A 26,159-nucleotide genomic window follows, 5' to 3' on the forward strand; every position below is an offset into this window, starting at 1 on the left:
CGAAACGGATTGCCCGGTGGCATTTCATTTACCGGCCTACAAATCACCGTAGGCCGGATAAGCGTAACGCCATCCGGCATTCAGGAGTTAACATGCTAGAAGATCTTAAACGTCAGGTCCTGGAAGCGAATCTGGCGCTGCCAAAGCACAACCTGGTGACCCTCACCTGGGGGAATGTCAGCGCCGTCGACCGTGAACATGGCGTGTTCGTGATCAAACCTTCCGGTGTTGATTACAGCGTAATGACCGCGGACGATATGGTAGTGGTCAGTATTGCCACCGGTGAAGTGGTGGAGGGGCAGAAAAAACCGTCTTCCGATACGCCCACTCACCGTCTGCTGTATCAGGCTTTCCCGAGCATTGGCGGTATTGTCCACACCCATTCACGTCACGCGACGATCTGGGCACAGGCGGGTCAGTCGATTCCAGCCACAGGAACGACCCACGCAGACTATTTCTACGGCGCTATTCCCTGCACGCGAAAAATGACCGATGCAGAAATTAACGGTGAATACGAGTGGGAAACCGGGAATGTGATCGTTGAATCCTTTGAAAAACAAGGTATTGATGCGGCACAAATGCCAGGCGTACTGGTACATTCTCACGGCCCGTTTGCATGGGGTAAAAACGCCGAAGATGCCGTTCATAACGCGATTGTGCTGGAAGAGGTTGCCTATATGGGGATCTTCTGCCGCCAGCTCGCACCGCAGCTACCGGATATGCAGCAAACGCTGCTGGACAAGCATTATCTGCGTAAGCACGGTGCTAAAGCCTACTACGGACAATAATCTTCTTTATAAGCGCGTAGATAAACTACGCGCTCCAGTATCATTATTCGCTGAAGTATTCAGCAAAGGAAGCTTGATATACGCAATCATTTGAGCAGAGATAGTCAATTACAGTATCACAATGCCCATTATCTTGATCGCCCTCCACACAATGGAAAAAGACATAATCTGAAATTGTAGTCTGCCACTTCAGACCATTCACCACGTAATTAATAACCGTATCACGATGACCGTTACTTTTATCACTACCCTGCCAATGGAAAAAAGCATTGCCATCATCAATAACTTCAGCATTCCACAGTTGACCGTTCCATGTTTTATATAAAATAAATTTACTCACGGTCTTTACAGCAGGGTTAGCCAGCAATGTATTAACAAACATATAGTTACTGTACTTGACGCTAAGTTGCTGTTTAGAGAAAATATTCATAAAGACTCCATTCTCATATTAATTACATGAAATATAATAAACATTTGAAGTATCCCAGTTAGCGCTAGAAATAAAATTATATTAAAATAAAAATCAAATAACACAGAGAGATAACCCGACGAAATCGAACTGAAATCCGTTTTTATTCAACAATAGAATCCCAGTTAAATATATTATATTTAACCTGCTAGCCCGAACACTTCGAATAAAATTCTTACACCAACCTGTAATAAACACAAATAGAAAAAACATAATTTTCCATTTCCGAGAAATTAGTTGCATAATTAAATAAGCACAATTCCTAAAAATCGACAAAAATCCGGAAATGGACTTGAATTCAACTCGCAATATATAAATCAGATAAGTAATAAAAAATTAAAAAAGTAAGCCTACGAATAAAATAATTCATCCACCCAAATCTTCATCCTCGTATTCATGAATCAAATTCGTCATAAGCTGTATAAAAAAACAGTACAACCAGATAAACCAGGCTATAATCATGCCGGGTTTTTTGATGGGTACGCAGCGTGGCGCAGGCAGGTTTTATTTTAACCCGGCACTGGCGGGATACCCCACAGGGGACAGAGGTTTCATTCTGGCTGGCAACGGACGACGGGCCATTGCTGGTCACGCTTGCGCCGCAGGAGTCAGTTGCCTTCATCCCAACCAGCCAGGTTTCCCGCGTTACTTCACTATTACGCGCAGAAAACGGCTTTCGGCTGGCTCCGCTTAACCTGCAAGATTTTCATCGCCAGCCCGTTTCGGGGCTGTACTGCCAATCCCATCGCCAGTTGATGCGTCTTGAGAAGCTGCTACGCGAAAATAGCGTCACGGTCTATGAGGCCGACGTGCGTCCGCCGGAACGTTATCTGATGGAGCGCTTTATCACCTCCCCCGTTTGGGTGGATGGCGATCGGTATAACGACACGCTGATCAACGCGCGGCTGAAGCCAAACCCGGACTATCGCCCCCCCTTAAAATGGCTATCGCTGGATATCGAAACCACGCGGCACGGCGAGCTTTACTGCATTGGTCTCGAAGGCTGCGGACAGCGTATTGTCTATATGCTCGGCCCGGCCAACGGTGATGCCTCACAGCTTGATTTTGAACTTGAATATGTGGCGAGCCGTCCGCAGTTGCTGGAAAAGCTCAACGCGTGGATAGCCCACCACGATCCTGATGTCATCATCGGCTGGAACGTCGTGCAGTTCGATTTACGTGTCCTGCAAAATCATGCCGAGCGTTACCGAATTCCCCTGCGTTTTGGCCGTGACAACAGCGAACTGGAATGGCGCGAGCACGGTTTCAAAAACGGCGTTTTTTTCGCCCAGGCCAAAGGCCGCCTGATCATTGACGGCATTGAGGCCCTCAAATCCGCGTTCTGGAACTTTTCCTCGTTTTCGCTGGAAACGGTGTCGCAGGAGCTACTGGGTGAAGGGAAATCAATTGATAATCCCTGGGACCGCATGGACGAAATTGACCGCCGATTCGCTCAGGATAAGCCCGCGCTTGCCACTTATAATCTCAAAGACTGTGAACTGGTCACGCGCATCTTTCATAAAACCGAGATCATGCCGTTTCTGTTGGAGCGCTCAACGGTCAACGGTCTGCCGGTCGACAGGCACGGTGGCTCGGTTGCGGCATTTGGTCATCTCTATCTTCCGCGCATGCACCGTGCCGGTTACGTTGCGCCAAATCTCGGGGAAGTCCCCCCCCATGCCAGCCCCGGCGGCTATGTGATGGACTCGCGTCCTGGTTTGTACGACTCGGTGCTGGTTCTGGATTACAAAAGCCTGTACCCGTCTATCATCCGCACCTTTCTGATCGATCCGGTGGGACTTATCGAAGGTATGGCGCAGCCGGATCCTGAACACAGCACTGAAGGATTCCTTGGTGCCTGGTTTTCGCGCGAAAAACACTGCTTACCGGAAATAGTGACCCAGATCTGGCACGGGCGTGACGAAGCAAAACGCCAGGGAAATAAGCCGCTCTCGCAGGCGCTCAAAATCATTATGAACGCCTTTTACGGCGTGCTCGGCACCACGGCATGTCGATTTTTCGATCCCAGACTGGCCTCGTCGATCACCATGCGCGGGCATGCGATCATGCGCCAGACCAAAGCGCTGATTGAAGCGCAGGGTTATGACGTTATCTATGGCGATACCGACTCAACGTTTGTCTGGCTCAAAGGCGCACACGCGGAAGAGGATGCGGCAAGGATTGGTCGGGAGTTGGTCCATCATGTCAACACCTGGTGGGCGCAGTCGCTGCAACAACAAAACCTGACCAGCGCGCTCGAACTGGAGTTTGAAACCCATTTTCGCCGCTTTTTGATGCCGACCATTCGCGGCGCGGATACGGGCAGCAAGAAGCGCTACGCCGGACTCATTCAGGACGGGGACCAGCAGCGCATGGTCTTCAAAGGACTGGAAACCGTACGCACTGACTGGACACCGCTGGCACAACGGTTCCAGCAGGAACTCTATTTGCGGGTCTTTCGCCAGGAGCCGTATCAGGATTTTGTCAGGGAAACCATCGACCGCCTGATGGCCGGTGAACTGGACGATCAGCTGGTTTACCGTAAGCGCCTGCGCCGCCCGTTAAGCGAATACCAGCGTAATGTCCCGCCCCACGTTCGCGCCGCGCGGCTTGCCGATGAACAGAACGTCAAGCGAGGCCGTCCGCCGCAGTATCAAAACCGTGGCACCATAAAATATGTCTGGACGATAAACGGCCCGGAACCTGTGGATTATCAGCTCTCTGCGCTGGATTATGAGCATTATCTCACACGCCAGATACAGCCGGTTGCCGAGGGAATTCTTCCCTTTGTTGATGATAACTTTGCTACACTACTCACAGGGCAACTGGGGTTATTTTGACGCGTGACGAAACCGTCGCCATCCAGTACCATAGCGCCCTTTCCATTCCTGGACCCATTTAACACCACTACCACTGATTCACTAGCCTGGTAGCGGGGTCGTATGCTCTGAAAACTCGGGTTACCCGATACATGACGAGTATTGCCTGCAATTAAAGATATAGAGCCGAACACATATGCCTTTTACACTTGGTCAACGCTGGATCAGCGATACAGAAAGCGAATTGGGACTTGGTACCGTTGTCGCCATGGATGCGCGAACCGTCACCTTACTTTTCTCATCGACGGGTGAAAACCGTCTGTATGCGCGCAGTGACTGCCCTGTGACCCGCGTGATGTTCAATCCTGGTGATACGATCACTAGCCATGAAGGCTGGCAATTGCATGTCGATGAAGTAAAAGAAGAAAACGGACTGCTTGCCTATATCGGAACCCGCCTTGATACCGAAGAAACCGGCGTCGTGCTTCGCGAAGTCCTGCTCGACAGCAAGCTGGTGTTCAGCAAACCTCAGGATCGTCTGTTTGCTGGCCAAATCGACCGTATGGACCGCTTTGCGCTGCGCTATCGTGCGCGTAAATTTCAGAGCGAACAGTATCGTATGCCGTGGAGTGGTCTGCGCGGTCAGCGTACCAGCCTGATCCCCCACCAGCTTAATATTGCCCATGATGTCGGTCGTCGCCATGCCCCTCGCGTTTTGCTCGCAGATGAAGTGGGCCTGGGAAAAACCATTGAAGCCGGGATGATCCTGCATCAGCAACTGCTGTCCGGTGCCGCCGAACGCGTGCTGATCATCGTCCCTGAGACGTTACAGCACCAATGGCTGGTCGAAATGCTGCGCCGTTTCAACCTGCGCTTTGCGCTGTTTGATGATGAGCGCTATGCCGAAGCGCAGCACGATGCCTACAACCCGTTTGAAACCGAGCAGCTTGTCATCTGCTCTCTGGATTTTGCGCGTCGTAGCAAGCAGCGTCTGGAGCATTTGTGTGAAGCAGAATGGGATCTGTTGGTGGTCGATGAAGCTCATCACCTGGTGTGGAGCGAAGATGCGCCAAGCCGCGAGTATATGGCGATCGAACAACTGGCCGAGCGCGTACCGGGCATCTTGCTGCTGACCGCAACGCCGGAACAGCTGGGTATGGAAAGTCACTTTGCGCGTTTACGCCTGCTGGACCCAAGCCGTTTCCACGATTTCGAGCAGTTTGTTGAAGAGCAAAAAAATTACCGTCCGGTAGCCGATGCCGTCGCCATGCTGCTGGCAGGCAACAAACTGAGCAACAATGAGCTGAACATGCTCGGCGATCTGATTGGCGAGCAGGACATCGAGCCGCTGCTGCAAGCTGCTAACAGCGATCGTGAAGATGCCCAGAGCGCGCGGCAGGAACTGGTTTCCATGCTAATGGACCGCCATGGCACCAGCCGCGTACTGTTCCGTAACACCCGTAATGGGGTGAAAGGTTTCCCGAAACGCGAACTGCATACTATTAAGCTGCCGCTGCCGACCCAATACCAGACAGCAATCAAAGTCTCCGGCATTATGGGCGCACGTAAAAGCGCAGAAGAGCGCGCCCGCGACATGCTCTATCCGGAGCAGATTTATCAGGAGTTCGAAGGCGATACCGGCACCTGGTGGAACTTCGACCCACGCGTTGAATGGTTGATGGGCTACCTGACCAGTCATCGTTCGCAGAAAGTACTGGTTATCTGTGCGAAAGCGACCACCGCGTTGCAGCTGGAGCAGGTGCTGCGCGAGCGTGAAGGCATTCGCGCTGCCGTATTCCATGAGGGTATGTCGATCATCGAACGTGACCGTGCTGCCGCCTGGTTTAGCGAAGAGGACAGCGGTGCGCAGGTGATGCTGTGCTCGGAGATCGGCTCTGAAGGCCGTAACTTCCAGTTCGCCAGTAACCTGGTGATGTTTGACCTGCCGTTTAACCCGGATCTGCTGGAACAACGTATTGGACGTCTGGACCGTATTGGTCAAGCGCACGATATTCAGATCCACGTCCCGTACCTGGAAAAAACCGCCCAGTCCGTGCTGGTGCGCTGGTACCACGAAGGTCTGGATGCGTTTGAGCATACCTGTCCGACCGGGCGTACGATTTATGATACGGTCTATAACAACCTGATTGGTTATCTGGCAGAGCCGGAAAACAACGAAGGATTTGATGATCTGATCAAAGCCTGCCGTGAACAGCATGACGCACTGAAAGCGCAGCTGGAACAAGGGCGCGACCGTCTACTCGAGATTCACTCCAACGGCGGCGAAAAAGCGCTGGCGCTGGCTGAGAGCATTGAGGAGCAGGATGACGACACCAGCCTGATCGCCTTCGCCATGAACCTGTTTGATATCGTCGGTATTAATCAGGACGATCGCGGGGACAACTTAATTGTGCTAACGCCGTCCGATCATATGCTGGTCCCGGATTTTCCGGGGTTGCCTGAAGACGGCTGCACCATTACCTTTGAGCGAGATATTGCACTGTCGCGTGAAGACGCCCAGTTTATCACCTGGGAGCATCCGCTGATCCGTAACGGTCTGGATCTTATCCTGTCTGGTGATACCGGCAGCAGCACCATATCTCTGTTGAAAAACAAAGCATTGCCGGTTGGTACCCTGCTGGTTGAACTGGTGTACGTGGTCGAAGCGCAGGCACCGAAGCAACTGCAGCTCAACCGCTTCCTGCCACCGACGCCGGTGCGCATGTTGCTGGATAAAAACGGTAACAACCTCGCCGCTCAGGTGGAGTTTGAAACCTTTAACCGCCAGCTCAGTGCCGTTAATCGCCATACCGGTAGCAAGCTGGTCAACGCCGTGCAGCAAGATGTCCATGCGATTCTGCAGTTGGGTGAAGCGCAGGTTGAGCAATCTGCCCGCGCGCTGATCGACGCCGCGCGTAAAGAAGCGGATGAGAAGCTGTCTGCAGAACTGTCGCGTCTGGAAGCGCTGCGCGCCGTTAACCCGAACATCCGTGATGACGAACTTGCCGCGATTGAAAGCAACCGTCAACAGGTGATGGAAAGCCTGGATCAGGCCGGCTGGCGTCTGGATGCCTTACGCCTGATCGTCGTGACGCATCAGTAACGGAGCCATACATGGGGATGGAAAACTACAATCCGCCGCAGGAACCCTGGCTGGTTATCCTGTATCAGGATGAACACATTATGGTGGTCAACAAGCCGAGCGGCTTGTTGTCCGTGCCGGGTCGCCTTGAAGAGCACAAAGACAGCGTGATGACGCGTATTCAACGCGACTATCCACTGGCAGAATCAGTGCATCGCCTGGACATGGCCACCAGCGGCGTGATTGTAGTGGCGCTGACCAAAGCGGCAGAGCGCGAGCTAAAGCGTCAATTTCGCGAGCGCGAACCGAAGAAGCAATATGTCGCACGCGTGTGGGGGCATCCCTCACCCGCCGAGGGACTGGTGGATTTACCGCTGATTTGCGACTGGCCGAACCGACCAAAACAGAAAGTCTGTTATGAGACGGGCAAAGCCGCGCAGACTGAGTATGAAGTAGTGGAATTCGCGGCGGATAATACCGCGCGGGTGGTGCTGAAACCCATTACCGGGCGTTCTCATCAGCTACGCGTGCATATGCTGGCGTTAGGGCATCCGATTCTGGGTGACCGCTTCTATGCCCCGCCGGAGGCCCTGGCGTTAGCGCCACGCCTGCTGCTGCATGCCGAGATGCTCACCATTACTCATCCCGAGTACGGCAATAGTATGACCTTTAAAGTCCCGGCAGATTTTTAAATTTTGTGCTGCTCTGTGCCGGGGGCGCTACGCTTGCCCGGCCTACATTCTTCAACGTAGGCCGGATAAGGCGCTAGCCGCCATCCGGCAACTTATTCTGCCGCTTACTTGAAGCCTTTCTGTTCTTTAATTAACTCATAGGCCTTTTGAATTTCCTGCGCTTTCTGCTTGGCCATTTCCATCATCTCCGGCGGCAGTCCTTTCGCGACCAGCTTGTCGGGATGGTGCTCGCTCATCAGTTTACGATAAGCGCGCTTAATAGTAGTGGCATCGTCGGTCGCTTTAACACCCAGCACATTACACGCATCTTCCAGCGTCGGGCCACGCTGCGCCTGCTGCCAGCCACCGCCAGACTGTTGCTGATATCCACCACCAAACTGCGCACCACCCTGCATCATGCGCAGATACTGATCAAATTGCGCGCGCGAGATCCCCAGCTCTTCAGCAATCACATACAGCACTTCACGTTCGTTAGGATGCAGCGACCCGTCCGCAAACGCCGCCTGGATCTGGATCTCCAGAAACATACGGATCAGGTCGAAGCGGCCAAAACAGACACTGCGAAACTGGCGCATTTTTTCACGTAATGGGTAATTGTCTGATTTTCCCACCCGGAAGGCATGCTGCGCAGCGGTTCGTGAGTCACCGTGTAAATTCATCCGGTCCATCAGTTGGCTGGCGATATGAATATCGGCTTCCGTGACACGTCCTTTTGATTTGGTCAGGTGTCCCATCACCTCAAAGGTAGTGGCAAAAAACAGCGCCTGACGTTCACGTTGATTGGCAAACCACGCCATTTTGCGCATGCGGGCTTTGTCGAACATATGACCCACAAGCAGGCCTAAAACCACGCCCCAGAAGCCGCCGCCCATCATTAAGGCCACGGCGACACCAATAATCTTTCCCCAATACTGCATAGACTCCCCAAATCTTTACGCTGCCAGCCGGGCTATGTACCACAATATAAGGTGCTTTTACCGTTTTACGGCAGCGGTCAATTGTGGGACATCGCCTATAATTTGCATTATCATACCTGTCATTCAATGCCGTGCCTAACACCACGGATGCCTAAATGGGCAGGATTAACACTAGCGCAGTGAAGATGAGATAAGTTAGGCTGTGACCGTTTGTCACGCGCGACGCTACTGATGATGGAACAATAAATACAACGTATGAAAAAACGTATTCCCACTCTTCTGGCCACCATGATTGCCAGCGCCCTTTATAGTCAACAGGGTCTGGCAGCCGATCTCGCCTCACAGTGCATGTTAGGCGTGCCAAGCTATAACCGTCCTCTGGTGCAGGGCGAGACCAATGAATTACCTGTTACCATCAATGCCGATCACGCGAAAGGGAATTACCCGGATGACGCCGTGTTTACTGGCAACGTGGATATCGCACAGGGTAACAGCCGCCTGCAGGCTGACGAAGTGCAGTTGCACCAGAAGCAGGCCGAGGGTCTGCCGGAGCCGGTCCGTACCGTCGATGCGCTGGGTAACGTCCATTATGATGACAATCAGGTCATTCTGAAGGGGCCGAAGGGTTGGTCAAATCTGAATACCAAAGATACCAACATCTGGGAAGGTGACTATCAGATGGTCGGTCGTCAGGGACGCGGTAAAGCCGACCTGATGAAACAGCGTGGTGAAAACCGCTACACCATTCTGGAAAACGGGAGCTTCACTTCCTGTCTACCGGGTTCCAATACCTGGAGCGTTGTCGGTAGCGAAGTGATCCACGATCGCGAAGAACAGGTCGCGGAAATCTGGAACGCCCGCTTTAAACTGGGTCCGGTTCCGGTCTTTTACAGCCCGTATATGCAGCTGCCCGTCGGCGATAAACGCCGCTCCGGTTTCTTAATCCCGAACGCAAAATACTCCAGCAATAACTATTTTGAGTTCTACCTGCCGTATTACTGGAACATCGCGCCCAATATGGACGCCACCATCACGCCGCATTACATGCACCGTCGTGGCGGCGTGATGTGGGAGAACGAATTCCGCTACCTCAGCCAGGCCGGCACCGGTTTGATGGAGTTCGACTATTTGAACTCCGATAAAGTCTACGACGATGAACATCCGAAGGATGACAACTCACGCCGCTGGTTGTTCTACTGGCAACACGCTGGTGTGATGGACCAGGTATGGCGCTTCAATGTCGACTACACCAAGGTTAGCGACACCAGCTACTTTAATGATTTTGATAATAAATACGGGTCCAGCACCGACGGCTACGCCACGCAGAAATTCAGCGTCGGCTATGCGGTGCAAAACTTTGATGCGACAATATCGACTAAGCAGTTCCAGGTCTTTGATGCGGCAAATAGCAACAGTTACTCTGCGCAACCACAGTTAGACGTCAACTACTATCAGAATGACGTCGGACCGTTCGATACCCGAATTTATGGGCAGGCAGTACATTTCGTCAATACGAATGACAACATGCCGGAAGCGACGCGCGTTCACCTTGAGCCGACCATCAATCTGCCGCTATCGAACAATTGGGGAAGCATCAACACTGAAGCGAAGCTGCTGGCGACGCACTACCAGCAGACAAATGTGGATTGGTACAATAATAATCCTGCGAATGTGAACAAGCTGGATGAGTCAGCCGATCGCGTGATGCCGCAGTTCAAAATCGACGGCAAGATGGTCTTTGAACGCGATATGCAAATGCTGGCACCTGGCTATACCCAGACACTGGAGCCGCGTGCGCAGTATTTGTACGTGCCGTATCGCGACCAAAGCCATATCTATAACTATGACTCCTCTCTGCTGCAAGCTGACTACAGCGGCCTGTTCCGCGACCGCACCTATGGTGGTCTTGACCGTATTGCCTCTGCCAACCAGGTGACGACCGGGGTCACATCTCGCGTATATGATGACGCTGCCGTTGAACGTTTTAACATTTCTGTGGGTCAAATCTACTATTTCACCGAGTCTCGCACCGGCGATGACAACATTAAATGGGAGAATGATGACCAAACCGGCTCACTGGTATGGGCAGGCGATACCTACTGGCGTATCTCCGATCGCTGGGGTTTACGCAGCGGGATCCAGTACGATACCCGTCTGGATAGTGTCGCCACCAGCAGCAGCAGCATCGAATACCGTCGCGACGAAAACCGTATGCTGCAGTTGAACTACCGTTATGCCAGCTCGGAATATATTCAAGCTACCCTGCCGTCGTACTACTCTACGGCAGATCAGTATAAGAACGGGATTTCTCAGGTAGGTGCAGTGGCCAGCCTGCCGATTGCTGACCGTTGGTCAATTGTCGGGGCGTACTACTTCGATACCAATGTGAACAAAGCAGCAGACTCCATGCTGGGCGTACAGTACAACTCCTGCTGTTATGCCATTCGCTTTGGCTACGAGCGTAAGCTGAACGGTTGGGATGATACGCAAAAACACGCGATTTATGACAACACGATCGGCTTTAACATCGAACTGCGCGGTCTGAGCTCTAACTATGGTCTCGGCACCAACCAAATGTTGCGTTCGAACATTTTGCCGTATCAAAGCGCTTTATGATCTGATTGATTTAAAACGTAATCCGCATTGCGGTTAATTAATAATGGAAAAAGTATGAAGAACTGGAAAACGCTGCTTCTCGGTATCGCCATGGTCGCGAATACCAGTTTCGCTGCCCCACAGGTAGTCGATAAAGTCGCAGCCGTCGTCAATAACGGTGTCGTTCTGGAAAGCGACGTTGATGGCTTAATGCAGTCAGTAAAACTTAATGCGGGTCAGGCGGGTCAGCAATTACCCGACGACGCAACGCTGCGCCATCAGATCCTCGAACGTTTGATCATGGATCAAATCGTTCTGCAGATGGGTCAGAAGATGGGGGTGAAAATCACTGATGAGCAGTTGGATCAGGCCATCGCCAACATCGCTAAGCAGAACAATATGACGCTGGACCAGATGCGCAGTCGTCTGGCCCACGATGGTCTGAGCTATTCGACCTATCGTAACCAGATCCGTAAAGAGATGACCATCTCTGAAGTGCGTAACAATGAAGTTCGCCGTCGCGTCACCATTCTGCCGCAGGAAGTGGATGCTCTGGCTCAGCAGGTTGGCAATCAAAATGATGCCAGCACTGAGCTGAACCTGAGCCACATTCTGATTCCGTTACCGGAAAACCCATCCTCCGACCAGGTTAATGAAGCAGAAAGCCAGGCGCGTGCTGTCGTCGAAGAAGCGCGTAACGGTAGCGATTTCGGTAAACTGGCGATCACCTATTCCGCAGACCAGCAGGCGCTGAAAGGCGGCCAGATGGGATGGGGACGTATTCAGGAACTGCCGGGCATCTTTGCACAGGCACTAAGCACTGCGAAAAAAGGCGATATCATCGGCCCGATTCGTTCAGGTGTCGGCTTCCACATTCTGAAAGTCAACGATATGCGTGGCCAGAGCCAGAGCATCTCCGTAACGGAAGTTCATGCCCGCCATATCCTGCTGAAACCGTCTCCGATCATGACCGATCAGCAGGCGCGTCTGAAACTGGAGCAAATCGCGGCTGATATTAAGAGCGGTAAAACGACCTTTGCCGCCGCGGCTAAAGAGTTCTCTCAGGATCCTGGCTCTGCAAACCAGGGCGGCGATCTGGGTTGGGCGGCAGCGGATATTTTCGATCCGGCCTTCCGCGATGCGCTGACCCGACTGAACAAAGGTCAGATGAGCGCTCCGGTGCACTCCTCTTTTGGCTGGCACCTGATCGAACTGCTGGACACGCGTAACGTTGATAAAACTGACGCCGCGCAGAAAGACAGAGCCTACCGCATGCTAATGAACCGTAAGTTCTCAGAAGAAGCGGCGACCTGGATGCAAGAACAGCGTGCCAGCGCGTACGTTAAAATTCTGAGCAACTAATGGTCCGTACTCAACGCGTTGTCATCACTCCCGGCGAACCCGCCGGGATTGGTCCGGACCTGGTGGTCCAGCTTGCGCAGCGTGAGTGGCCGGTTGAACTCGTCGTCTGCGCCGATGCCGCATTACTTTCGAACCGAGCAGCTATGCTCGGTTTACCGCTTTCGCTCCTCCCCTACTCTCCTGATATCCCAGCCAAACCACAAGCAGCGGGCACATTGACGCTGTTACCGATTGCGCTGCGGGCCCCTGTCATTGCGGGGCAACTGGCGGTAGAGAATGGACCGTATGTGGTTGATACGCTGGCTCGCGCATGCGACGGTTGCTTACACGGTGAATTCGCCGCGCTGATTACTGGCCCGGTTCACAAGGGCGTGATCAACGATGCCGGCGTGCCGTTTACCGGACACACTGAGTACTTTGAAGAACGCTCGCAGGCGAAAAAAGTCGTGATGATGCTGGCGACCGAGGAGCTGCGCGTTGCCCTGGCAACCACGCACCTGCCGCTCAGAGACGTTGCCGATGCCATTACGCCCACACTACTGCGGGAAGTGATCGGCATTCTGCACCATGATTTACGCACCAAGTTTGGCCTGAACGATCCGCAGATTTTGGTCTGCGGCCTGAACCCACATGCGGGGGAAGGCGGTCATATGGGGACGGAAGAGATCGATACGCTCATTCCAGTACTGGATGAAATGCGTGGTCAGGGAATGAAATTACGCGGTCCACTGCCCGCAGATACCCTGTTTCAACCTAAATATCTCGATAGCGCGGATGCCGTGCTGGCAATGTACCACGATCAGGGTCTCCCCGTGCTAAAATACCAGGGATTTGGTCGCGGTGTGAATATCACACTGGGCCTGCCCTTTATTCGCACATCCGTTGATCACGGCACCGCACTCGAACTTGCGGGTCGTGGGCAAGCAGATGTCGGCAGTTTTATTACGGCGCTTAACCTCGCCATCAAAATGATTGTTAATACTAATGAATAATCGAGTCCATCAGGGCCATTTAGCCCGTAAACGTTTCGGGCAAAACTTCCTCAACGATCAGTTTGTGATCGAAAGTATTGTCTCTGCGATCAACCCGCAAAAGGGTCAGGCCATGGTCGAAATCGGTCCGGGCCTTGCGGCATTAACCGAGCCGGTAGGTGAACGTCTGGACAAGCTCACGGTCATTGAACTGGACCGCGATCTGGCCGCACGCCTGCAAACGCACCCGTTTTTAGGGCCGAAGCTGACTATCTATCAGCAAGATGCTATGACCATGGACTTCGGCGAGTTGTCGCAAACCCTGGGTCAGCCGCTGCGCGTATTTGGTAACCTGCCATACAACATCTCCACGCCGCTGATGTTCCATCTTTTTACCTATACTGATGCCATTGCCGACATGCATTTCATGTTGCAAAAAGAAGTGGTCAACCGTCTGGTTGCAGGGCCAAACAGTAAAGCGTATGGTCGACTAACCGTTATGGCACAATATTACTGCCAGGTGATCCCGGTACTTGAAGTACCGCCATCCGCGTTCACGCCTGCGCCTAAAGTTGATTCCGCCGTTGTACGCCTGGTCCCTCACGCGACGATGCCGTACCCGGTCAAAGACGTTCGCGTCCTGAGCCGCATTACGACCGAAGCGTTTAACCAGCGCCGTAAAACGGTACGTAACAGCCTCGGTAATCTGTTCAGCGTTGAAGTGCTGACGGAACTGGGTGTTGATCCGGCGCTGCGAGCGGAAAATATCTCTGTCGCCCAATACTGCCGGATGGCTAACTATCTGTCAGAAAAAGCGTCATCGAAGGAGAGTTAAGCATGATCAATTCGCCCCGAGTGTGTATTCAGGTACAAAGCGTCTATATTGAGGCGCAATCCTCACCTGATGATGAACGTTACGTTTTTGCCTATACCGTAACCATCCGCAATTTGGGGCGAGCGCCGGTGCAACTGTTGGGACGTTACTGGTTGATTACCAATGGTCATGGCCGTGAAACCGAAGTTCAGGGTGAAGGTGTGGTTGGCGTTCAGCCCCACATTGATCCCGGTGAAGAGTACCAATATACCAGCGGCGCGGTGATTGAAACCCCGCTGGGCACCATGCAGGGTCATTACGAAATGATCGATGAGAAAGGCGTTGCCTTTACCATCGATATTCCCGTATTCAGGCTCGCCGTTCCAACGCTCATCCACTAAAACAATAGCTATGGCAACATACCTCATTGGCGACGTTCACGGTTGTTACGACGAACTGATCGCATTGCTGCATCAAGTCAATTTTGCCCCTGGGAAAGATACCTTGTGGCTCACAGGCGACCTGGTCGCGCGTGGCCCCGGCTCGCTTGACGTACTGCGTTATGTCAAATCGCTTGGCGACAGCGTAAGGTTAGTCTTAGGTAATCACGATTTGCACCTGCTGGCCGTATTTGCAGGCATCAGCCGGAATAAACCCAAAGACCGGCTCACGCCGCTACTCGATGCCCCGGATGCGGATTCGCTGCTGAACTGGCTACGTCGCCAACCGCTGTTACAGGTTGATGAAGAGAAGAAGCTGGTGATGGCGCATGCCGGGATTACACCACAGTGGGATCTCCAAACCGCGAAAGACTGCGCCCGCGATGTCGAAGCCGTGCTGTCGAGCGACTCGTACCCGTTCTTTCTTGATGCCATGTATGGCGACATGCCAAATAACTGGACGCCGGAACTGACCGGATTGGCACGCCTACGTTTTATTACTAACGCCTTTACCCGCATGCGTTACTGTTTCCCGAATGGCCAGCTGGATATGTACAGCAAAGAGTCGCCGGAAGACGCGCCCGCTCCACTGAAACCGTGGTTTGCCATCCCAGGACCGGTCAGTGACGCCTATAGCATTGCCTTTGGGCACTGGGCCTCGCTGGAGGGTAAAGGGACGCCGGAAGGGGTTTACGCGCTGGATACAGGCTGCTGTTGGGGCGGGGATCTCACCTGTCTGCGCTGGGAAGACAAACAGTACTTTACTCAGCCGTCAAATCGCCATCTGAAGCTGGATCCCGGTGAGGCGGTAAACGCCTGAAATGTTTATGCCTGATGGCGCTACGCTTATCAGCCCTACTCCAGTGCCGGATGTAGGCCTGATAAGGCGTTTCGCCGCCATCCGGCAATTACATGATTAACGACGTTCCAGAACTTCGAAGCAATAGCTGTGTGAGTTTTGCGCGTCGGCATCGTGGAATTCGCTAAAAACGGATTCCCAGTCATCCGGCTCGTAGTCCGGAAAATGCGTATCCCCTTCGACTTCTGCATCGATATGCGTCAGATACAGCTTCTGTGCTTTAGGCAGGAACTGCTCATACACGCGCCCACCGCCAATCACCATAATCTCGGGTTCATCGCCACAGGCAGCAATCGCCTCATCAACAGACTTCACCCACTGCACGCGATCGTCGGTGCCCGGCTTGCTGCTGATGACGATATTTTTACGCCCTGGCAACGGTCGGCCGATGGATTCCCAGGTATGGCGCCCCATAATAACCGGCTTATTTAAGGTGTTACGTTTAAACCAGGCGAGATCGGCAGGGAGGTTCCACGGCATGGCGTTTTCCATACCGATGACGCGATCTACCGCTAACGCCGCAATCAGACTGATCATTGAATAATTCCCGGATACAAAAAAATTGTCGCCACTATACGGAAAGCGCATTCTTTCGTCGACTAGCCAAAGGAAGATGTGCAGGAAAATTTTCTGTTCTGCTGGCGAGTCCGTGACTTCTTAGTGGGCTGCCAGCATTACAGTAGTTCAAAAACAGTCAATTAGCAGTAAAGTTTGCAGAACATCACATTTTTTACCCTATGTTGACGGTTTCACTTCCGGCTCATCTGCGACGTCTCCCGTATGTTTACCTTCATCCGTGCCTTGCCAGCCATGGCGTTGAATCAGAGACAAATGCTGACGATCCTCGGTAATAATTTCACTCAACATGGCGCTGGTGCGCTTATATACCGCCGCGCGTGAAATCGCGTCGTTTTCACCTTTCACCATTTCCTCAACCATCAGCGTATTGAAACGACGGAATAAATCGGCCCGCTCACGTGCTTCATAGCGCCCAAGCCCCAGACCCTCCAGCGCCAGGCGCCCGGTTTTCAACGCGCCTTCAAAGGTTTCACGCTCAGGCATCTCAACCCCCGCCTGACGCAAGCGAATGTAATGATCAACATCGCGCGCCCGGGCAATAATTTGCAAGTGCGGGAAATGTGCTTTCACCATTTCGGTCAGTTGCAGACTGGTTTGCGGATCGTCAATGGCATTAATGATCACCTCCGCTTTCGCGGCCCCCGCAGACTCCAGTAGATCCATCCGTGTTGCATCGCCATAAAAAACCTTCATCCCAAATTTGCGCAGCGTTTCGATATGGTCCGGGTCATGATCAAGTACCACCATCTTCACCCCGCTCGACAGCAGCAAGCGACCGGTTATCTGGCCGAATCGACCAAACCCGGCGATAATCACCCGGGGTTGCTCCTCATCGATTTCATCCGCCTCACGCGCTTCACCGGTGGACGATTTTTCCAGCCGCGTCAGGACAACCAGCAAAATGGGCGTGGCCGCCATCGACAGTGCCACCGCCAGCGTCAGCGCTTTTGCCCATTCAGGATCAAGCACATTGGCCATTTGCGCCGCACCAAACACCACGAAGGCAAACTCACTCCCTTGTCCTAATAATACGGCAAACCAGCGACGTTGCTTGTTCGGCACCTGCAACGGCTTAGCAATCACCCACAGCATGATGGTTTTGATTGCCAGGAAACCCGCCAGCAGAATAATAATACGTAGCGGATTATCAATTAGCGTGCCGAAGTCGATAGACATCCCGACGCCGATGAAAAACAGCCCCAGCAACAACCCTTTAAACGGTTCGATATCACTTTCCAGCGCATGACGATACTCCGAGCTTGCCAGCAAAACGCCCGCCAGGAATGCGCCCATCGCCATCGACAGGCCCACCTCTTCCAGCAATAAACCGAATCCAAAAACCAGGAACAGGGCGACGCCGCTGAACACTTCCCGCAGTCCGGAGCGCGCGACAAAACGCAGGGCCGGTCGTGTGACATAACGACCCAGAACCACCACCAACGCCAGTGCACCGGCCACTTTCAGCGCCGACAGCGCAAACGCTCCGAGCGTGGTTGACGCCCCGCTCGCCGCCAGCAGCGGGATCATGGCAACCAGCGGAATGGCGGCAATATCCTGGAACAACAGTACGGCAAACGCACTGCGGCCCATTTGCGACACCATCAGGTTGCGTTCATTCATCGCCTGCATGGCGATAGCCGTCGAGGAGAGAGCCAGCGTCATGCCAATAAGTACAGCCACCTGCCAGCGCAGGCCGAGGAACATACAGAACAAACCAATTAATCCGCCGCAGACCACCATTTGCAGCGCGCCACCACCAAACACCGATGTCCGCAGCTTCCATAAACGTTGTGGGTCGAGTTCCAGACCGATGACAAACAGCATCAGCACCACACCGATTTCCGCAAAGTGCAGGATAGATTCGGCGTCCGTCACCAGCCTTAAACCCCACGGGCCGATGATGCACCCTGCAATGAGATACCCCAGCACCGAGCCTAACCCCAGTCGTACCGCAATCGGCACAATCAACGCCGCTGAGCCAAGATATATCAGCGCCTGTATCAGCGTGTGGCTATCCATGATGTGCCTCCTGCCATTCCATTAAGCGCTGCTTGTAATGCCGCGCCTGCGCCTGCAGCGTTTCGTCATCACAGATGAACGTACAGTGCATCGCAAACGGCGGTAACCACTTAAGGCCGCAATATAACGCCGTGGCCTGCAACGGTTGAGAAAGCACGTCAAAACCTGGGTGTGAGCCGATATCAAAATGATTTTCACCGCCGCCGGTGGTGACCGCCCACAACAAATGTTTACCGCGCAGCGCAGTGCCACCATGACCATACGCCCAGCCGTGGGCGAGGACTTTGTCCATCCACAGTTTGAGGAGAGGCGGTGTGCTGTACCACTGCATGGGATGCTGCCAGACGATGAGGCTCGCGCGTGAAAGCGCGTCCTGCTCCGCGGCGATGTCGATATTGAAGTCGGGATAAAGCTGGTAGAGCGAACGAACCTCTACGCCCTCCAGCGTCCTTGCCTGCTCAAGCATCCGCTTATTCGCATGCGAGTGCTGCGGATAGGGATGTGCATAAATGATGAGAATCATGATTAGCCTGCTATCACTGCATTATTGTAATACCAGTGAGTTTAGTCAGTTAATCAGCAGGCTAAAAGTCAATATTATTGAGTAGCTGAATGGAGAAAACTGAATTAGTTGTCGAGTTCGCTCATATCTTTCACTTGATCGCGGTTAATTTGTTCCGTTTTACCGGTTTCCGCATTTTCATACGACACCAGGCCTGTATCATCATCCACCTGCGGCTTGCCGTTGGTGACAATGGTTTTACCGTCGGTTGTTTTAACCGCCTGGTTGGAGGAACAACCGACGACGGTGAACAGCGCTGCTGCGGTAAAAATGGTGGTGATCAGAATATGTTTTTGCATGGTGTTCTCCCTGCTTTTCAGTCATTTTCAGTGATATACCGTTTAAGTTTAGGCTAACTGACTGAGTAACAGGGAAAATACAGAACACTCCTAATGGCTGGCTCTCGACGCTGGCTTACTGCGGATCGTCATTTGGCTGGTCTGAGCCAGCGTCAGCCCCCGCGTTTCTGGCGCAAAGGCAATGGAAACCAGCAGGCCAATCAGCGAAATCCCGGCCCCCATCAGCATCACATGGCTGATCCCGTATTTGGTGATGAATACTGGCAGCGCCCAAGTAGACACAATGGTTCCTACCCGGCTTAGCGACATGATCACCCCGACGGCGGACGCGCGAATATCGGTGGGGAACAGCTCATTGGGGTACAACCACTGAAGGTTCCCCGGTCCTCCTGAGAAAAACGCATACACGGCAAACGCCAGCACCACCAGCCAGACGCCCATATCAGGAATCAGCCCTAACACCGCCAGCGCCAGCGTCATCATAATAAAGCTGCCGATCAACAGCGGCCTACGACCAGCACTGTTGAGCCAGAACATCGGTGGAATACAGCCCAGCATAAAGCACAGGCTAATCACCACGTTACCCAACGCGGCGCTTTTCCCAACGCCGAGGCCGAGCAGCCCGACAATTTGTGGACCGAAGGTGTAAATGGCGAACATCGGGATCACCTGACAGGTCCAGATGGCGGCGACAAACAGGACAAACGGGAAATGGCGGCGATTAAACAACTGGAGAAAGCGTGTTTCCTGCGGTGCTTCTTCGTCGAACACCACCGGCTCGCCGAACAGCTTGATCATCATCGCGTCACACTCTTTTACCCGCCCTTTACGCAGTAGCCAGCGCGGCGATTCGGGAAGATCAAAGCGACCGATGAGGATCAAAATGCAGGGGATCACCGCGCTGCCCAACATCCAGCGCCATCCACCCTCGACATCATACAGCCAGTAGCCGACCAGATCGGCGCAGGTCGCACCGACATACCACATGGCAGCGATAAAACCGATGGAAAAGGCGCGCTGTCGGGTATTGGAAAACTCGGTGATCATCGAAGTGGCTATCGGATAATCTGCGCCGATGACCACCCCGATCAACACCCGCATCACCAGCAGCTCTACGGGAGAAGAAACAAACATCGTCGCCGCCGATATCACGCCAATGGCGATGATATCGATGATGAACATTTTGCGCCGCCCGACTTTATCGGAGATGTAGCCAAACAGCGACGTGCCGACAAACAGCCCGGCCAGCGTCCCGGCACCTAACAGACCAATCCACTCCGCATCCAGCTTCAATGCCGGTGTGAGCTGCTCCAGTGCAACGCCAATCATCACCAGCACATAGCCATCCAGAAACGGTCCACCGCTTCCCCACAGCATTATTCGCCGGTGAATGGAGGTGAATTTGATGTCATCAAAGTTCCTGGGCTGCTGCATGGTGATGTCCTGTTTTATTTAACTTAATGCCTGATGGCGCTGCGCTTATCAGGCCTACGTACTGTGCCTGTAGGCCGGATAAGGCGAAGCTGCCATCCGGCACCAGGTTTAGCCGTAGCGGAACTCCACACCAAAGGTGCCGCGTGGGTATTCCCATTTCTCCAGCGCCGTATCGAGTCCGAGAATTCGACAAGTGCCGCATTCCAGGCAACCGGCGTAATCAAAGCGCACGCTGCCGTCATCCTGTTTTTTGTACAAGCCGGCCGGGCAGGCTTTGATCAGCACCTCCAGCACCTGTTTATCGGGCTGAGTTTTCAGAATGATATGCGGGCTTTCTTCATCGACATTGAATTTATTGACGCCCAGTTTGACGTCTACATTGACGGGAGAAGTCATAATACGGTCACTCCTTTAAGGCCATCCTTCATCAGGTTGATGAAGCCCACTTTCTTCGCATGACGCAGCAATGTTTTACGCATCGGGACCGGCGCTGAACCATCCACGGTAAACAGGTCGCGGGCGATATTCACTACCATTTCTGGATAGGCGGTAAACATGCGGGGGTTATCGAGGAACGCGGGCAGCTTCTGATACATGCGCATATCGCGCATCGGGCCGTCGTCCAAATGCTGGTGATATTCGGCAAGCGCTTGCTTGCTAAAATCGTCACGCTTCATGGCTGAAAGTACCGTTTTAGCGGCCGCTTCGCCTGCCGAGATAGCCAAATCCATACCGCGAATGGTGAAGCCAAGGTTCATACACATTCCGGCAGCATCACCAGCAATCAGTACACCGTCGCCCACCAGTTCCGGCTGCATATTCATCCCGGCTTCCGGCACTACGTGAGCGGCATATTCCACCAGCTTGCCACCAGCAATCAGTGGGGCAACGGCCGGGTGCTGTTTGAAATCTTCTAGCATTTGCGGGACCGATTTTTTCGCGTCCTTCAGGTGATGAAGGCCGCATACCAGCCCTAAAGAAACAGTGGTTTCATTAGTATAGAGGAAGCCACCGCCCATCAGGCCGTCAGTTGGCGACCCAGCAAACAGACAGGCTGCGCCTTCGTTACCCTGCAGATGAAAGCGGTCTTCAATCACCGATTTCGGCAATTCAATAAGCTCCTTCACACCAACGGCCACATGTGCCGCATCAACGCGCTTGGCCATACCCAACTTTTCTGCCAGAAGAGAATTCACGCCGTCAGCGAGGATCACCACTTTTGCTTCAAGAATATCGCCATCGGCCTCCACACCCACGACCTTGCCATCACGCTGGACGACATTATCCACGCGGATACCGGTAATCAGCTGGGCGCCCGCCTCTTCAGCCTGCTCCATCAGCCAGGCGTCAAATTTACTGCGCAATACGGAATAAGAAACCTGCGACGCCGCCGCCTCTTCTCCGTTGCAATAATCCATCGTCATCGCCCCTTTTTCAGTCATAAAGGCGAGTTTTTCGTGGGTGATCATGCGTTCAATGGGAGCATGCTCAGCAAAGCCGGGGATGATACGCTCCAGGCTGTGCGCATACATGCGCCCACCGGTGACATTCTTCGCGCCAGCAGAATTGCCGCGCTCGATAACCAGCACCTGTGCACCTTCACGAGCGAGCACCAGCGCCGCAACCGAGCCAGCCAGCCCTGCACCCACGATGATGGCATCAAAGATATCTTCGGACATATACAACTCCTCTCAGCGGCAGAGTACTTTCGTACTCTGCCCGGAATGGTTTAGCGCGCTAATGCGGCCGTCAGCGCAGGCAGGATCTTCAGCGCATCGCCAACGATGCCAAAGTCGGCGTACTGGAAAATCGGGGCATTCTTATCTTTGTTGATGGCAAAAATCGTCTGTGCGCCGTTCGCGCCAACCATGTGCTGGATCTGCCCGGAGATCCCCACAGCCAAGTACAGGTCGGGCTTGAGCATCAAGTTGGAGATCCCAACGTAGCGTTCGTGCTCCATCCACTTCTCGTTTTCAGCCACCGGACGGGAGCAAGCCAGCTCAGCGCCCATGGCCTGGCACAGCGCTTCCGCCAGCGAGATATTCTCTTTGCTGCCAATACCGCGTCCCACGCTGACCACCAGTCGCGCTTTGTCGAGATCGACGCTGTTGCTCTTGCGCGCTTGCGTGGCGGTACGGGTGACCGCGACGGCCGGAGCCTGCCACTGCACCTCATGCTTCTCACCGATGCGGGATGCCTCTGGCTGCATCGCGTCAAACGTTCCGCTGCTGAGCGTGATCACCGCAAATGGCGAGGCGATGGTTTCCGCCCCCATTGCCAGACCGCCATACACCATATGTTTGACCGCCACATTGCCGTCCTGCAACGTCACCGAGCTGGCATCGTTAGACACCGCAGCCGACAAACGAAAGCCCAGCTTTGCTGCCAGCAGTTTACCGCGACGAGTATTCGGCAGCAGTACCGCGCCACCTTCACTGTGCTGACGAATGGTCTGGGCCATCACATCCGCATAATCTTCGATCATACGGTCATCGGGTTTACCGCTGAGCAGCCAGACATGGTTGGCGCCCAGCTGGATTGCTGCCGCACTGTCAGCCTCGCTCAGTACGAACGTGTTGATTGACTCACCTAAAGCCTGCGCACCCTTCATCAGCTCCGGCAGACGAGAAGGGGTATCGCTGAATACCCAGACACTGGAAAACTTGTTCATAACATCCCCTGATAATTAAATGATTTTGCGCAGGTTCTCGACAAACGCGGCGATCTGTTCTTCACCGTCACCTTCAATCACAACGCGCTGACGCTCGCGTTGCTTCGGTGCAGCAACCTGTTGGGCGGAATACACATCCACGCTATTTAGCGCAATATCCGCTGGCGACCAGACCTGAACCGGTTTTTTCGCCGCGCCAAGAATGGCTTTCATGGAAGGGATTTGTGGGGTGTTGATGTCGGTAGAGACCGCAATCACCGCTGGCAGCGGGATGCTCAGAGTTTCAATTTCATCTTCCAGCTCGCGTTCTACCGTGAGGGTGTTATCCGCCAGTGAGAGGATCTTGCTCACACCGTTAATCGCCGGGATATTCAATGCTTCGCCCACCAGCAGACCGACCTGCTGGGCATAAAGATCGGAAGATCCATCACCACAGATAATCAGATCAAAACCGGATTTTTGTGCCGCGGCAGCCAGTGCTGTCGCCGTCTGCTGAGGCAGCGCCTGTTCGAATTGATCGTCAATCACCACGATCAGCTCATCCGGACCGCGAGAAAGCACATCTTTGCGCCCTTTAGCATTGGTCAACGCTTTGCCACCCACGCTCAGTGCAACAACCTGAACCTCTCCCAGCTGCTGTTTTAACTGGCAAGCAGCCTCAATCGCATTCAGGTCGTACTGACTGATTTTGGCATCAGCCTTGCTGAGATCCAGCGAACCATCAGCATTATTAATCGCAATATCCTGTTCGTCAGGCACGCATTTGTAGCAAGTAATTATCTTCATTGCATCTCCAGAAATCATGAAGGAAACGTTATTCATATCGGCTGTGTTAAATACAGATATCACGCTCTTTAATTCGGAAATAAAACATTAATCACCAATATTGAAAATGTCACACATTCATATTTGTAACTTTCAATAGTGTTATGCATCTCAACAATATTGAAAATCACCTGTCAAATATGAAAGTTTTCAATATTGTTTGCTGGTTCAACAATATTGAAAGACAACGACTTATAAAACTTAAAAAACCAACATCAAGATACTGATTTAAAACAATAAATGACAAAAAATCCAACAAAATAGCCAGCATAAAAAAGTGTGACGCACATAACAGAACCACCGCTAACGAATACCCATTATGAGTTACTCACAGAGGCGCCCCAGAGGTTAAATAGTTATCAACAAATTATTAATAATAAATATACAAAACAGCACAATCGGGAACGCTAAATAAATTTCGTTTTCACACTGGAATTCACTTATGAAAAATGAAAAGAAGAAATCGGGAATAGAACCAAAGGTTTTTTTTCCGCCATTAATAATTGTCGGAATACTTTGTTGGCTAACAGTAAGAGATCTTGATGCCGCGAATGTGGTTATTAATGCGGTATTCAGTTACGTCACCAATGTCTGGGGCTGGGCATTTGAATGGTACATGGTGATCATGCTGTTCGGCTGGTTCTGGTTGGTCTTTGGCCCGTATGCCAAAAAGAAATTAGGTGATGAAAAACCGGAGTTTAGCACCACCAGCTGGATATTTATGATGTTCGCCTCCTGTACATCGGCTGCCGTGCTGTTCTGGGGTTCAATAGAGATTTACTACTATATCTCCACCCCACCCTTTGCTCTCGCGCCTAACTCCACCGGCGCGAAAGAACTCGGTCTGGCGTACAGCCTGTTCCACTGGGGGCCGCTGCCGTGGGCAACCTATAGCTTCCTTTCTGTGGCCTTCGCCTACTTCTTCTTTGTGCGCAAGATGGACGTCATCCGTCCCAGCTCCACACTGGTACCGTTAGTTGGCGAGAAACACGCTAAAGGGTTATTCGGCACCATCGTCGATAACTTCTATCTGGTCGCGCTGATCTTCGCGATGGGGACCAGCCTCGGTCTGGCTACACCGCTGGTGACCGAGTGTATCCAGTATCTGTTCGGCATTCCGCATACCCTGCAATTAGACGCCATCATCATTACCTGCTGGATCATTCTGAACGCCATTTGCGTGGCCTGTGGTCTGCAAAAAGGGGTGAAGATCGCCAGCGACATTCGTAGCTACCTGAGTTTCCTGATGCTGGGCTGGGTGTTTATCGTCAGCGGTGCCAGCTTCATCATGAACTACTTCACCGACTCCGTCGGCATGCTGATGATGTATTTACCGCGCATGCTGTTCTATACCGACGCTATCGGTAAAGGCGGCTTCCCGCAGGGCTGGACTGTCTTCTACTGGGCATGGTGGGTGATTTACGCCATCCAGATGAGCATCTTCCTCGCCCGTATTTCTCGCGGCCGTACCGTACGTGAACTGTGCTTCGGCATGGTACTGGGTCTGACTGCTTCCACCTGGATCCTGTGGACGGTCCTTGGCAGCAACACGCTGCTGTTGATGGATAAAAATATTGTCAACATCCCACAACTGATTGAGCAACACGGCGTGGCGCGCGCCATCATCGAAACCTGGGCCGCATTGCCGTTCAGCACCGCCACCATGTGGGGATTCTTTATCCTCTGCTTTATTGCCACCGTCACGCTGATTAACGCCTGCTCTTACACCCTGGCGATGTCCACCTGCCGCGAAGTTCGCGACGGTGAAGAACCGCCGCTGTTAATCCGTATCGGCTGGTCGGTACTGGTCGGCGTCATCGGTATTGTTCTGCTGGCGCTGGGCGGACTGAAGCCCATCCAGACGGCGATTATTGCCGGAGGATGCCCGCTGTTCTTCGTCAACATTATGGTCACGCTGTCCTTTATTAAAGACGCCAAAGTGCACTGGAAAGACAAGTAAGT

22 protein-coding genes are annotated in these 26,159 nt (G+C 53.0%); 11 read left to right on the top strand and 11 right to left on the bottom strand.

The features are described 5' to 3' along the window. Window positions 1-92: 92 nt before the first annotated feature. A complete protein-coding gene (gene araD / locus FCH32_RS08060; protein ID WP_115259477.1) occupies window positions 93-788 on the top strand; it encodes an L-ribulose-5-phosphate 4-epimerase in 696 nt (231 codons plus the stop codon). Window positions 789-831: 43 nt separating this feature from the next. Here araD and FCH32_RS08065 read toward each other — a convergent pair whose 3' ends face one another. After that, complete coding sequence (locus tag FCH32_RS08065) at window positions 832-1,218, bottom strand: DUF4751 family protein (protein WP_174360725.1); 387 nt, start codon at window positions 1,216-1,218, stop codon at window positions 832-834. Between the two features lie 527 nt (window positions 1,219-1,745). Here FCH32_RS08065 and polB point away from each other — a divergent pair. The 3 genes from polB (at window position 1,746) to rluA (ending at window position 7,850) form a co-directional block, all read left to right on the top strand. Further along, window positions 1,746-4,097 carry a DNA polymerase II gene (polB, locus tag FCH32_RS08070; RefSeq protein WP_174360726.1) on the top strand — a complete coding sequence of 784 codons (2,352 nt, stop codon included), beginning with the start codon at window positions 1,746-1,748 and terminating at the stop codon, window positions 4,095-4,097. 175 nt (window positions 4,098-4,272) lie between these two features. Further along, window positions 4,273-7,179 (top strand): RNA polymerase-associated protein RapA, encoded by a 2,907-nt coding sequence (gene rapA, locus FCH32_RS08075; RefSeq protein ID WP_115259479.1) that lies wholly within the window; start codon window positions 4,273-4,275, stop codon window positions 7,177-7,179. Between the two features lie 11 nt (window positions 7,180-7,190). Then, the gene (gene rluA, locus FCH32_RS08080; protein WP_115259480.1) at window positions 7,191-7,850 is read left to right on the top strand and encodes a bifunctional tRNA pseudouridine(32) synthase/23S rRNA pseudouridine(746) synthase RluA; all 660 of its coding nucleotides are present in this window, start codon (window positions 7,191-7,193) and stop codon (window positions 7,848-7,850) included. Between the two features lie 104 nt (window positions 7,851-7,954). On the opposite strand, the gene djlA is transcribed toward rluA, so the two are convergent. Then, a complete protein-coding gene (djlA, locus tag FCH32_RS08085) occupies window positions 7,955-8,767 on the bottom strand; it encodes a co-chaperone DjlA (protein ID WP_096758333.1) in 813 nt (270 codons plus the stop codon). Between the two features lie 255 nt (window positions 8,768-9,022). Here djlA and lptD point away from each other — a divergent pair, with 255 nt between their 5' ends. From lptD to apaH, 6 genes are read left to right on the top strand one after another with little or no spacing between them, the layout of a single operon-like run. Further along, window positions 9,023-11,383, top strand: coding sequence for an LPS assembly protein LptD (gene lptD, locus FCH32_RS08090; protein WP_174360727.1), 2,361 nt, complete (start codon window positions 9,023-9,025; stop codon window positions 11,381-11,383). Window positions 11,384-11,437: 54 nt separating this feature from the next. Beyond that, complete coding sequence (surA, locus tag FCH32_RS08095; protein WP_096758335.1) at window positions 11,438-12,724, top strand: peptidylprolyl isomerase SurA; 1,287 nt, start codon at window positions 11,438-11,440, stop codon at window positions 12,722-12,724. Continuing rightward, complete coding sequence (gene pdxA / locus FCH32_RS08100; protein WP_115259483.1) at window positions 12,724-13,716, top strand: 4-hydroxythreonine-4-phosphate dehydrogenase PdxA; 993 nt, start codon at window positions 12,724-12,726, stop codon at window positions 13,714-13,716. The genes surA and pdxA overlap by 1 nt, the downstream gene beginning before the upstream one ends. Next, window positions 13,709-14,530, top strand: a complete 822-nt coding sequence (rsmA, locus tag FCH32_RS08105) for a 16S rRNA (adenine(1518)-N(6)/adenine(1519)-N(6))-dimethyltransferase RsmA (protein ID WP_096758337.1) — start codon at window positions 13,709-13,711, stop codon at window positions 14,528-14,530. The genes pdxA and rsmA overlap by 8 nt, the downstream gene beginning before the upstream one ends. A 2-nt stretch (window positions 14,531-14,532) precedes the next feature. Continuing rightward, window positions 14,533-14,910 (top strand): Co2+/Mg2+ efflux protein ApaG, encoded by a 378-nt coding sequence (gene apaG / locus FCH32_RS08110; RefSeq protein ID WP_096758338.1) that lies wholly within the window; start codon window positions 14,533-14,535, stop codon window positions 14,908-14,910. Window positions 14,911-14,920: 10 nt separating this feature from the next. Continuing rightward, window positions 14,921-15,769, top strand: a complete 849-nt coding sequence (gene apaH, locus FCH32_RS08115) for a bis(5'-nucleosyl)-tetraphosphatase (symmetrical) ApaH (protein WP_115259484.1) — start codon at window positions 14,921-14,923, stop codon at window positions 15,767-15,769. A 96-nt stretch (window positions 15,770-15,865) separates the two neighbouring features. On the opposite strand, the gene folA is transcribed toward apaH, so the two are convergent. The 9 genes from folA to FCH32_RS08160 all read right to left on the bottom strand — a co-directional run bounded on the left by folA (window position 15,866) and on the right by FCH32_RS08160 (window position 24,158). Further along, on the bottom strand, window positions 15,866-16,345 hold the full coding sequence (gene folA / locus FCH32_RS08120) for a type 3 dihydrofolate reductase (protein WP_117342331.1): 480 nt from the start codon (window positions 16,343-16,345) through the stop codon (window positions 15,866-15,868). A gap of 198 nt (window positions 16,346-16,543) precedes the next feature. After that, entirely contained in the window at window positions 16,544-18,406 is a 1,863-nt protein-coding gene (kefC, locus tag FCH32_RS08125) for a glutathione-regulated potassium-efflux system protein KefC (protein ID WP_174360728.1), read from the bottom strand. Continuing rightward, the gene (gene kefF, locus FCH32_RS08130) at window positions 18,399-18,929 is read right to left on the bottom strand and encodes a glutathione-regulated potassium-efflux system oxidoreductase KefF (RefSeq protein WP_115259486.1); all 531 of its coding nucleotides are present in this window, start codon (window positions 18,927-18,929) and stop codon (window positions 18,399-18,401) included. Before kefF ends, kefC begins: the two co-directional genes overlap by 8 nt. Window positions 18,930-19,033: 104 nt before the next feature. Continuing rightward, window positions 19,034-19,267 (bottom strand): YgdI/YgdR family lipoprotein, encoded by a 234-nt coding sequence (locus FCH32_RS08135; protein ID WP_174360729.1) that lies wholly within the window; start codon window positions 19,265-19,267, stop codon window positions 19,034-19,036. Between the two features lie 90 nt (window positions 19,268-19,357). Continuing rightward, window positions 19,358-20,701 carry an MFS transporter gene (locus FCH32_RS08140; protein ID WP_115259487.1) on the bottom strand — a complete coding sequence of 448 codons (1,344 nt, stop codon included), beginning with the start codon at window positions 20,699-20,701 and terminating at the stop codon, window positions 19,358-19,360. Between the two features lie 108 nt (window positions 20,702-20,809). Beyond that, window positions 20,810-21,097, bottom strand: a complete 288-nt coding sequence (fixX, locus tag FCH32_RS08145) for a ferredoxin-like protein FixX (protein WP_096758345.1) — start codon at window positions 21,095-21,097, stop codon at window positions 20,810-20,812. After that, the gene (locus tag FCH32_RS08150) at window positions 21,094-22,380 is read right to left on the bottom strand and encodes an FAD-dependent oxidoreductase (protein ID WP_135912607.1); all 1,287 of its coding nucleotides are present in this window, start codon (window positions 22,378-22,380) and stop codon (window positions 21,094-21,096) included. The genes fixX and FCH32_RS08150 overlap by 4 nt, the downstream gene beginning before the upstream one ends. A 50-nt stretch (window positions 22,381-22,430) precedes the next feature. Then, complete coding sequence (locus FCH32_RS08155; RefSeq protein ID WP_115259489.1) at window positions 22,431-23,372, bottom strand: electron transfer flavoprotein subunit alpha/FixB family protein; 942 nt, start codon at window positions 23,370-23,372, stop codon at window positions 22,431-22,433. Between the two features lie 15 nt (window positions 23,373-23,387). Then, entirely contained in the window at window positions 23,388-24,158 is a 771-nt protein-coding gene (locus tag FCH32_RS08160) for an electron transfer flavoprotein FixA (protein WP_174360730.1), read from the bottom strand. Between the two features lie 481 nt (window positions 24,159-24,639). Between FCH32_RS08160 and caiT the strand changes: the two genes are divergently transcribed. Continuing rightward, complete coding sequence (gene caiT, locus FCH32_RS08165) at window positions 24,640-26,157, top strand: L-carnitine/gamma-butyrobetaine antiporter (protein WP_096758349.1); 1,518 nt, start codon at window positions 24,640-24,642, stop codon at window positions 26,155-26,157. Window positions 26,158-26,159 lie beyond the last annotated feature (2 nt).

Origin of the sequence: Citrobacter gillenii (genome assembly GCF_013337685.1) — a bacterium.
Classification (GTDB): domain Bacteria; phylum Pseudomonadota; class Gammaproteobacteria; order Enterobacterales; family Enterobacteriaceae; genus Citrobacter; species Citrobacter gillenii.

Bases quoted from the DNA above. Each gene is read 5' to 3' on its own strand.
- araD (WP_115259477.1), top strand. From the start codon at position 93: ATGCTAGAAGATCTTAAACGTCAGGTCCTGGAAGCGAATCTGGCGCTG.
- FCH32_RS08065 (WP_174360725.1), bottom strand. From the start codon at position 1,218: ATGAATATTTTCTCTAAACAGCAACTTAGCGTCAAGTACAGTAACTAT.
- rapA (WP_115259479.1), top strand. From the start codon at position 4,273: ATGCCTTTTACACTTGGTCAACGCTGGATCAGCGATACAGAAAGCGAA.
- rluA (WP_115259480.1), top strand. From the start codon at position 7,191: ATGGGGATGGAAAACTACAATCCGCCGCAGGAACCCTGGCTGGTTATC.
- djlA (WP_096758333.1), bottom strand. From the start codon at position 8,767: ATGCAGTATTGGGGAAAGATTATTGGTGTCGCCGTGGCCTTAATGATG.
- lptD (WP_174360727.1), top strand. From the start codon at position 9,023: ATGAAAAAACGTATTCCCACTCTTCTGGCCACCATGATTGCCAGCGCC.
- surA (WP_096758335.1), top strand. From the start codon at position 11,438: ATGAAGAACTGGAAAACGCTGCTTCTCGGTATCGCCATGGTCGCGAAT.
- pdxA (WP_115259483.1), top strand. From the start codon at position 12,724: ATGGTCCGTACTCAACGCGTTGTCATCACTCCCGGCGAACCCGCCGGG.
- rsmA (WP_096758337.1), top strand. From the start codon at position 13,709: ATGAATAATCGAGTCCATCAGGGCCATTTAGCCCGTAAACGTTTCGGG.
- apaG (WP_096758338.1), top strand. From the start codon at position 14,533: ATGATCAATTCGCCCCGAGTGTGTATTCAGGTACAAAGCGTCTATATT.
- apaH (WP_115259484.1), top strand. From the start codon at position 14,921: ATGGCAACATACCTCATTGGCGACGTTCACGGTTGTTACGACGAACTG.
- folA (WP_117342331.1), bottom strand. From the start codon at position 16,345: ATGATCAGTCTGATTGCGGCGTTAGCGGTAGATCGCGTCATCGGTATG.
- kefC (WP_174360728.1), bottom strand. From the start codon at position 18,406: ATGGATAGCCACACGCTGATACAGGCGCTGATATATCTTGGCTCAGCG.
- kefF (WP_115259486.1), bottom strand. From the start codon at position 18,929: ATGATTCTCATCATTTATGCACATCCCTATCCGCAGCACTCGCATGCG.
- FCH32_RS08135 (WP_174360729.1), bottom strand. From the start codon at position 19,267: ATGCAAAAACATATTCTGATCACCACCATTTTTACCGCAGCAGCGCTG.
- FCH32_RS08140 (WP_115259487.1), bottom strand. From the start codon at position 20,701: ATGCAGCAGCCCAGGAACTTTGATGACATCAAATTCACCTCCATTCAC.
- fixX (WP_096758345.1), bottom strand. From the start codon at position 21,097: ATGACTTCTCCCGTCAATGTAGACGTCAAACTGGGCGTCAATAAATTC.
- FCH32_RS08150 (WP_135912607.1), bottom strand. From the start codon at position 22,380: ATGTCCGAAGATATCTTTGATGCCATCATCGTGGGTGCAGGGCTGGCT.
- FCH32_RS08155 (WP_115259489.1), bottom strand. From the start codon at position 23,372: ATGAACAAGTTTTCCAGTGTCTGGGTATTCAGCGATACCCCTTCTCGT.
- FCH32_RS08160 (WP_174360730.1), bottom strand. From the start codon at position 24,158: ATGAAGATAATTACTTGCTACAAATGCGTGCCTGACGAACAGGATATT.
- caiT (WP_096758349.1), top strand. From the start codon at position 24,640: ATGAAAAATGAAAAGAAGAAATCGGGAATAGAACCAAAGGTTTTTTTT.